A 6,913-nucleotide genomic window follows, 5' to 3' on the forward strand; every position below is an offset into this window, starting at 1 on the left:
TGATTACATACCGACGGTCGGTATGTATGTCTGAGAGGGACATTTTGCAATCACAAAAAAATGGCGAGGCCAAACGCGAGCGCATGACGGCTGATCGGCGTCAGGCGGCGATCCTTGACGCATCCGAGCGTCTGCTCATGACCCAGGGCTGGGAGCACGTGACAATCAACGACATCCTCGCCGCTGCGGGGATCTCGCGTGGCGGCTTTTACCATCACTTCAATTCGAAGGACGACATTCTCGCAACATTGGTGCTGCGCTTTGCAGACGCGTCGACCGCTTGGGCGACGACGAGCACAAAGACCGCCGGTGGCGACATCCTCACGCGGCTGTCAGCCTTTTTGAGTGGGGCCCTAAATTGGGAAATCGACCATGCCGAAGAGGTCATGAGCATCGTCCGGCTGGCCCGGCGGTCCGGCAACACCCTTCTGTTTCTGGAGTTGGGTGAGGAAACCGCACGCCGCACACGTCCCGCATTGATAGAGTTACTGACGGAGGGCGTGGAGAGCGGAACATTCGTGCTCGCCGATATCGACCTGACCGCAGATCTCTTCTTGCGAATTGCGCGGACCCGATGGCTCGATGCGATCAGCGCACAGGACGTTGCGCGGTCGGGTGCCGTCACTGAGGCAAAAGGTCGTTTGCGCACCCGTATCAAAGCCGAGCAGCAGTCCTTCGAAAGATTGCTAGGAATATCGGAAGGCCGCCTGACCTATCCGCCAGAAGACTCCTTTGACCACGTTCTGCTATAGACCGCCGGGCGCATAGATCACGCTGCCCACCTCGATTGATTGAACGTTGCTGCAAGCCAAAGCGGAGTGTCGTCTCCGATGGCCCGCACCGCGGCATTTGGCCATCGGCGAAGTTCCGTAAAGAGCCGTCACCGCATTCCCGACATGAGTGAGCAAAACTAGGTGGTCACGCTGTTCGCTCCGAGACGCATGGCCGTTTCGGTAACGACGACCGAAGTTGGCGAGCGCGCCTTGGTTCTTCTGGCGAGGCGTCATGCCGTCGATCATACAGCGGCGCAGCGGGCTTACCGTGATGTGGTATCAGTCATGCGATGGTCTCAAGATCAAAGGTTGGTCTAAGCAACCAAACCTTCTTATCAGAAGTCCATTCCCGCAAATAGAAACGCTCCTTCCGCGCCAGCGGGTTCGTTCAATCCCCTAATTCAGGTTTTCTCAGAAACGCATTAATTTGCCGACATGCGTGTCTCTTTCTCGGGATCGAACAGATGCACATGGTCTGTCGGGATTGTCAGGCGCACCTCCTGTCCCTCTTTCAACGACAACCTTTCGTGAAAGACGGCCGTGATTTCGCTTCCGGCAATGTCGAGTACGACGTGCAGGTCCGCGCCTGTCGGCTCGATCAACTTGATCACCGCCGGGCTTCCGCTTTCTGAAATCATCACATCCTCGGGCCGGATTCCCAAGATAACCGGCTGGCCGGGTTGGGCGTCGAGCGCCGAGTCAAAATACAAAGCCCCGCCAGAATCGAGATCGAAGGACCGCGCATCGGTGCCGATACGGCCTTTCAGCAGGTTCATGGCCGGAGAACCGATGAACCCGGCTACAAAGACATTGGCTGGCGCGTCGTAGACGGCCATGGGGCTGCCGATCTGCTCGACATGACCACCGCGCATGACGACGATCTTGTCGGCCATGGTCATCGCCTCGATCTGGTCGTGGGTCACATAGACGATCGTCGTCTTGAGCGCCTTGTGTAACGAGCGGATCTCGGCCCGCATCTGCACGCGTAACTTGGCGTCGAGATTTGACAGCGGTTCGTCGAAGAGGAAGACCTTGGGGTCGCGAACGATGGCGCGTCCCATGGCAACACGCTGACGCTGGCCACCCGAAAGTTGCCGGGGATACCGGTCGAGCAGCGGACCGAGGTCGAGAATGCCCGCAGCCTCGTCGACCTTTCGTCGCTGTTCGTCACTCTTGGCACCGCGCATGCGCAGCGAAAACCCCATGTTCTCGGCAACGGTCATGTGCGGATAAAGCGCGTAGGACTGGAACACCATGGCGATGTCGCGGTCCTTGGGATGCAGCCTGCTGATGTCCTTGCCGTCGATCAGGATGCTACCGGTGGTGATGTCCTCGAGCCCGGCGATCAGCCGCAGCAGCGTTGACTTGCCGCAGCCTGAAGGCCCGACGAGCACGACGAATTCACCGTCTTCGATACCGATGTCGATGCCGTGCAGAACCCGAACCTCGCCAAAGGATTTGGTCGCCTGCTGGATGGTCAGAGGTGCCATGTCGTCGTCTCCATATCCGAATGCGTCAGCCGGACTTCTTGAATGCTGTGTTTCATCCCTTCACGGCCCCCGCGGTCAGGCCGCGCACCAGGTGGCGCTGCAAAAGCAGCATGACAACGACGATGGGCAGCATGATCCCGATTGCGCCCGCAGCGGAGAGCGACCAGGACGAGATGTCCTCGCCGCCGAAAGACGCGATTGCGACGGGCAGGGTCTTGGTATCGGTGCCGGTCAAGACCAGCGCGAAGAGAAACTCGTTATAGGACAGCAACAGGCTGAACAGCGCGGCCACCGTCATGCCGGGCCGTGCAAGCGGCAGGATGACGATGCGGAAGGCCTGCCAGTTGGAACAGCCGTCAATGGCCGCCGCTTCGTCAAGGTCGCGCGGGATCTCGAGAAAGAAGCCATGCATCAGCCAGATCGTGAAGGGCTGGTTGATCGCCACCAGCGCCAGGATCAACAGCGGATAGGTGTCGATCATGTTCAGGAACGTTCCCATCACGAAAAACGGGATCGCGAGCAGCATGTGCGGAAACATCCGGATCGTGAACAGCGCGCTGAGGATCGGCCCGGCGCTCCGCCTCGGAATGCGCGACAGTGCATAGGCGGCAAGGCTGCCCGCCGGAACAGAGATGAAAACCGTACCTGCGGAAATGATCAGGCTGTTCATCAGGTAGAAGACGAAGTCGTTCTCGGTCCAGACCTGAATGTGATACTTCAGGGTCGGCTCGAAAATGAGGGTTGGCGGAATGGTAAAGGCGTCGCGCGGATCCTTGAGCGAGGTCAACACCGCCCAGATCAGCGGCGTCAGGTTGATGAAGGTGAACACGCACAGGCCGATGAAGATCAGCCATGTTGTTCTCTGCTGGCCGGGCCGTAGCTGGGCGCTCATCGGTCGCCCCCCCTGTAAGCCTTGTTGAGGCCGCGATTGATTGTCAGGAGCAGTATCGCAACGACGATCAATGTGATGACCCCCAAGGCCGAGGCCTTGCCGACTTCAAGCATGCGAAAGCCAAGTTGGTAGGTGTAGATCGTGATGGTTTCGGTCGCGGTGCCCGGTCCGCCGCCGGTCAGCACATAGATCAGGTCGAAAAAGCGGAAGACATCCATCAACCGGATCGAGATGACGAAGATGATCGCAGGGATCAGCGCGGGGACGATGACATGACGCAGGGTATTCCAGCTGCTGGCACCATCAATCTGTGCCGCTTCGATCAACGAGGTATCAAGACCCTGTAGCGCTGCGTAGAGCACCATCATGACCAAAGGCGTGAAGACCCAGGCATCGGCCAGAATGACGCTGACCTTGGCCCAGACGGGGCTGCCCAGCCAGTCAGGCGGTTCGATGTTGAAGGTCAGCAGCGTCGCATCGACGAACCCCCAGTTCGAAGCGAGCATCCATTTCAGGAACAGCGCCGCCACGACCGGAGTCACGATATGCGGCAGGAAAAGCAGGACGGAAAAGACCTTGGCGCTGCCGTGAAGCCGGTAGAGCGCGAGCGCCAGTGCAAACCCGACGAAAAATTCCACGGCGACCGATCCGAAGGCGATGATGATCGTCGTCCACATGGAGTTCCACAGGCGCGCTTCGGTCAGCAGGTCGACATAGTTACCCAGACCGATGAAGGTCCGCTCGCCCGAGCCAAGGTAGTAGTCGAAGAAGCTCAGATATACAGCATAACCCAGTGGCCAGAGCAGCACCAAGGCAAGCAAACCGAAACTGGGCAGGAAGAACAGCCAGAGGCCGCGTTGCCAGCTCACCATGTCGGATCGTTCCTTTCAGGTGGAGTTCGGCCCACGCCACGGGCGCGGCGCGGGCCGGGTTGAGATCGGTCGGATCAGTTGTAGTAGCCGCGGCTGGCCAGAAGTTCCTCTGTCTCGGCGGCGGCCTGGTCGAGCGCCTCCTGAACCTCGGCTTCGCCGGTCACCGCGCGCAGGATGTGACGCGTGACGATCTCACCCACATCGTTGAAATCAGGCATGGCCGGAAACGCCTTGCCACTTTCCAGCGCAGCCCGTGCGGCCGGATACCAACGGTATTGCGCGGCCAGGTCGGTGTTCTCGAGCACGGACAGACGTGGCGGCATGGCGAATTGGGCACCCTCTCGCATGCTCTCTTTGCTGGCGGCCTCGGCCAGCATCCTGAACATCTCATCGCGGTCAGCCGAGGAATAGGCCGAGATCGCGAAACCGTCATTCGCCGTCCGCGCGCCGCCGCCCGGAGGTGCGACCCATTCGATCTGTCCCACGACGCGGGACTGTTCGGCGTTGTCCATCGCCGCAGCGCGGGTGAACCATTGCAGGCCCATCGCGGCCAGCCCCTGTTGCAGGTTGATGGTGGATTCGTCGTTGGCATGCGCGGTAAAGCCGCGCGGAGCGTATTCCGTCATCTCCTTGAGCTTCGTGATCGCCTCGACGCCAGCGGCGTTGTTGAAGATCGGCCGCCAGTTCTCGTCGAACCAGCCGTCACCGATCGCGTTCATGTACCAGTGCGACTCGTTCAGGGCCGCATCCACGGGCTTGAGCGACATGATCGTACCGGCCATACGCGCCGAATCCAGCTGAGAAGCGGCCGCCATGTAGTCTTCCATCGTCTGCGGTGGTTCGATCCCGGCTTCCTCGAGCAGATCCTTGCGGTAGAAGAACAGCTCGGTGTTGGTCAGGATCGGCATTGCGTAGATCTTGCCGTCATAGCTGACCGCGTCGATCACCGATTGCGGAAAGTCATCCAGATCGTATTCGTCCTCATATTTTTCCCAGAGATCGTCAATGGGCTCGAGCCACCCATTGGACGCAAAGCGCCGGAAGGACGAGTCGTTGAGATAGAGCACGTCGATGGCGTCGGATTCCGCCGACATCGTGATCGAGGCCAGTTCCAGTTCCTTGTCGATCGGCATCAGTTCGACGCTGACCCTGCCTTCAGGCAGCGCGTCGATCATCTGTTGGGTGTAGTATTCAAGCGCCGGTTGGCGGTGGCTGATGACGCGGATGGCATCCTGCGCCAGCGCGCTGGTCGCGACCGAGGACAGAAGCAAGGTTGCGGTCGCGACCTGCATCTTCTTCGTAACATTGAATCGAATTGTCATATCTTTCTCCCTTGAACGTTTTGAGCCGAGCCTTCCTCCTGCCCGGCGGTTTCCGATCTGCTCGTCAGGTCATCCTTGTCCGGATCACGCGGTAGGCTCGCTTTGGGTTGGTGCAAGAAGCTTCGTTGCTCACAGGTTCCTCCTCAACTGGTTTTCAGATCTTGCGCAATGATTGCCGACATGACTTGGTATCGGCTTGTTCATGCGCCCTCCTTTGGGATGAAACGAAATCGGGATGTTTGGCGAAACTGCATGCCGGGCCGCAGAGCGATCGACGGAAAATCAGCGTGGTTGGGCGCATCAGGCCAATGCTGCGGCTCCATAGCGATCCCAGCATGCCGCCCATAGGGCAGGCCATGATGCCCTATGGCGGGGGCCGTGTTCAGGCGCGCGGCGTCATACACTTGCAGCCCCGGCGCATCCGTTTCAAGGATCATTGCAAGTGTATCGGTTTCGAGCCGTGCGACGGGGCGCATGCCTTTGCCATTGAGGCAGAAATTCGTGTCCAGGTCGATCATCACGGGCAACGGGGTCGCTTGGCGCAGGTCATAGGGTGTGCCTGCTACGGGCATGATGTCGCCGTTCGGAACAAGCGCATCATCGACTGGAAGGTAGGTGTCGGCATCAATTTGCAGCCGGTGCCCTGCCAGCCCCGTGCCGTTCAGTGACCAATAGCCGTGAAACGCCGGGTTAAAGAACGTTGCACGATCGCTCTGCCCCGTGATGTCGATCTCAAGAGTGCCCTCGGGATCGAGCGCATATGTCACCGAAATGTCGATTGGCCCAGGCAGCCCGCCCGCGCCATCGGGAACGTTAAGTCGCAAGGTCACGCTGTGCGTCTTCCTTTCGGCGATGGTCCAGACCTGTTGCGAAAGACCGTTGGGACCACCATGCAGCGCGTTGCCGTTTTCATTGACGTCAAGCTGCAACACATCGCCATCCAGTGGCGCGCCACCCCCGGCGATCCGGTTGGCGACCGGCCCCACAATCGCACCGAAATAGCGCATCTGCGAAAAGTAGCTTTCGATCTCCGGGCTACCGAGCGCCAAGGACGTTTCGATCCCGTCGAGATGAAATCGACACAACGTCGCGCCGTAGGCCATTAACAGCGCCCGCGCAGGGCCGTTGGTGATCTCCACGCCTTCGATCTCGTTGCCTTCAGGCGTCGCGCCGAGGATCATTGTATCGCCTCGAAAAACGGTTTGATCGCCAGGTCCCAGTCTGGGCTACCGGCGATGGCCGGTACGTGCTGGTCCACCGCGATCTTTCCAATACCCACAAGTGCAATTTTCATCAGTGACTGTCCTTTCCGACCGGCGCGCCGCGGCATCCCTTGAGGAAATCGAGGTCCGCGCCGGTGTCTGCGCCTTCCACATGCTGCTGGTGCAACCACGCGTAACCGCTTTCCGGGCGCTCGTGGAACGGGGTCCAGCGGGCAAGGCGTTCGGTCAATTCGGCGTCCGAGATGTCCAGATGCAACCGGCGGTTCTCGACATCGACGACGATCATGTCGCCGGTCCGGACCACGGCCAGCGGTCCACCCGCCGCCGCCTCGGGCGAGGTG

Annotated in this window: 6 protein-coding genes and 1 pseudogene; 1 reads left to right on the forward strand and 6 read right to left on the reverse strand. The window is 59.9% G+C overall.

Annotated features, from left to right (window positions below; genetic code table 11):
• The first annotated feature begins 26 nt into the window (after positions 1–26).
• A complete protein-coding gene (locus ACTIEN_RS09085; RefSeq protein WP_439522809.1) occupies positions 27–752 on the forward strand; it encodes a TetR/AcrR family transcriptional regulator in 726 nt (241 codons plus the stop codon).
• Between the two features lie 443 nt (positions 753–1,195).
• Here ACTIEN_RS09085 and ACTIEN_RS09090 read toward each other — a convergent pair whose 3' ends face one another.
• The 6 genes and pseudogenes from ACTIEN_RS09090 to ACTIEN_RS09115 form a co-directional block, all read right to left on the reverse strand.
• Complete coding sequence (locus ACTIEN_RS09090) at positions 1,196–2,263, reverse strand: ABC transporter ATP-binding protein (RefSeq protein ID WP_439522810.1); 1,068 nt, start codon at positions 2,261–2,263, stop codon at positions 1,196–1,198.
• 52 nt (positions 2,264–2,315) lie between these two features.
• Positions 2,316–3,155 carry a carbohydrate ABC transporter permease gene (locus ACTIEN_RS09095; protein WP_439522811.1) on the reverse strand — a complete coding sequence of 280 codons (840 nt, stop codon included), beginning with the start codon at positions 3,153–3,155 and terminating at the stop codon, positions 2,316–2,318.
• Positions 3,152–4,027 (reverse strand): carbohydrate ABC transporter permease, encoded by an 876-nt coding sequence (locus tag ACTIEN_RS09100; RefSeq protein ID WP_439522812.1) that lies wholly within the window; start codon positions 4,025–4,027, stop codon positions 3,152–3,154. Before ACTIEN_RS09100 ends, ACTIEN_RS09095 begins: the two co-directional genes overlap by 4 nt.
• A gap of 74 nt (positions 4,028–4,101) precedes the next feature.
• Entirely contained in the window at positions 4,102–5,349 is a 1,248-nt protein-coding gene (locus ACTIEN_RS09105; RefSeq protein ID WP_439522813.1) for an extracellular solute-binding protein, read from the reverse strand.
• Positions 5,350–5,549: 200 nt separating this feature from the next.
• The gene (locus ACTIEN_RS09110; RefSeq protein ID WP_439522814.1) at positions 5,550–6,530 is read right to left on the reverse strand and encodes an aldose epimerase family protein; all 981 of its coding nucleotides are present in this window, start codon (positions 6,528–6,530) and stop codon (positions 5,550–5,552) included.
• Between the two features lie 112 nt (positions 6,531–6,642).
• Positions 6,643–6,913: pseudogene (locus ACTIEN_RS09115) on the reverse strand (dihydroxy-acid dehydratase); the annotation flags it as partial.

The sequence above is a fragment of the Marivita sp. genome (genome assembly GCF_051859345.1).
GTDB lineage: Bacteria > Pseudomonadota > Alphaproteobacteria > Rhodobacterales > Rhodobacteraceae > Marivita.